Source organism: Candidatus Magnetobacterium casense (genome assembly GCF_019173545.1).
GTDB lineage: Bacteria > Nitrospirota > Thermodesulfovibrionia > Thermodesulfovibrionales > Magnetobacteriaceae > Magnetobacterium > Magnetobacterium cryptolimnobacter.
The window spans coordinates 1-1304 of sequence record NZ_JABXWD010000692.1 but is presented as its reverse complement, the minus strand read 5'-3'; the positions used below and the strand labels follow the sequence as shown (position 1 = coordinate 1304).

Annotated in this window: 2 protein-coding genes and 1 pseudogene; all 3 read right to left on the bottom strand. The window is 49.2% G+C overall.

All coding sequences use genetic code 11. The features are described from left to right. Nucleotides 1-259, bottom strand: a pseudogene (locus HWQ67_RS20300) (hypothetical protein); the annotation flags it as partial. A 459-nt stretch (nt 260-718) separates the two neighbouring features. Next, the gene (locus HWQ67_RS20090) at nt 719-847 is read right to left on the bottom strand and encodes a hypothetical protein (RefSeq protein WP_255317353.1); all 129 of its coding nucleotides are present in this window, start codon (nt 845-847) and stop codon (nt 719-721) included. Nucleotides 848-879: 32 nt separating this feature from the next. Then, a partial coding sequence (locus HWQ67_RS18785; protein WP_218254223.1) for a DUF1566 domain-containing protein occupies nt 880-1304 on the bottom strand: 425 nt, incomplete at its 5' end.

Genomic DNA, 1304 nt, shown 5'->3' with positions numbered 1-1304 from the left:
GATGAACACGTTGAACCACATTTGAGTCTCCGTCCTGCCCTGTGCCAGTACAAGGGATTTCTTTACCATCCTTGTCGTAGCATTTCGTTTGCCCCGTCTGCGGTAAACTTACAGGTGAAGGTGCAAACGTCGCAATTACAGTGCAGTCGGCGTTAATGGCTTCGGTTGTGTACGTGGTGCCGGAGAGAGAGCCGCTGCATCCACTTACCGTATTAACGTTATATCCTGAGTTCGGGGTTACCGTAAATTGTGTTGTCAACCCGGAGGTAACGGTCTGAGGCGTTGACGGGGTTATCGTTCCGCCCGTGCCTGCCGATGGCGTTACCGTGTAGGTGGTACCCGTGAAGTTTGTGGTGACAACGTTATAAGCAGGGGAGACGTTTTTAAAGTGTATGTATCCGATGTTTTCGCCCCAGGCATAACCGTCAAAAGAACCCGTTGTCGTGTTTATTGTGACCCCGCTTCCGGTTGGGTTAAACTTAATCCAGCCTGCGTTTTCACTCCAGGCGTAGCCTGAGAGATTGCCGCTTGCGTCTGAATTAACGCCCCAATTGGTAGTGTTGGTATTGGTATATGGCCCGCTTGTGTTGTACGCAAGTCTGATCCAGCCTATATTTTCTGACCAGAGGTAACCACTCAGGTAGCTGTTGGCCCCGTTATACGTAAAGGATACGCTTCCGTTTGTGGGATTAAAGTTGAACCCGCCCGTGTTTTCATCCTAGGCGTACTTGTTTGTGGTATCAATGGTGCTTGCGGCATAGACCGTTATGTAGAACAGGCTCAACAGACAGCACAACACAAACGTTGCCCTTCCAATGGCCTGCTTATTCTTAAAGGCTCTGCTCATATCTTTCTCCCTTTATATCGAATTAACTACGATCATGGACGTACTACCCAAAGGTAGTAGGTGCTTGCCTTGGGGTTGATTGAGACCTTGCCGTCGGTCATATCGACGCTCCAGGCGTCGGTTGCCGAACTTGCACTGGATTCAGTAGATGACCAATAATTGCCGTTTTGTACATCCACAAAAGGAGTTTCAGCCGTCCATTGCCCGGTCCCCGCGGTATTAGGTACTGCCGGTGAGGCATATCTGGCATCTACGAGGCTGGCCAACTCTTCTCTGGTTGGCATACGCCAGTCAACATAACCGCATATACCGGGAAAGACATTTAACGCCGTCATATACGTACCATGATTAGCCCAGGTAGCCGTAGAATTAATATTTGCGTTACTGCTCCACATAACACCGGTAAGGTTGTCCATAACTACATCATTCGTTGAAGTAGCATCACAATCACCAACCT

Coding starts and splice junctions, on each gene's coding strand:
- HWQ67_RS20090 (WP_255317353.1), bottom strand. CDS start 847: ATGAGCAGAGCCTTTAAGAATAAGCAGGCCATTGGAAGGGCAACGTTT.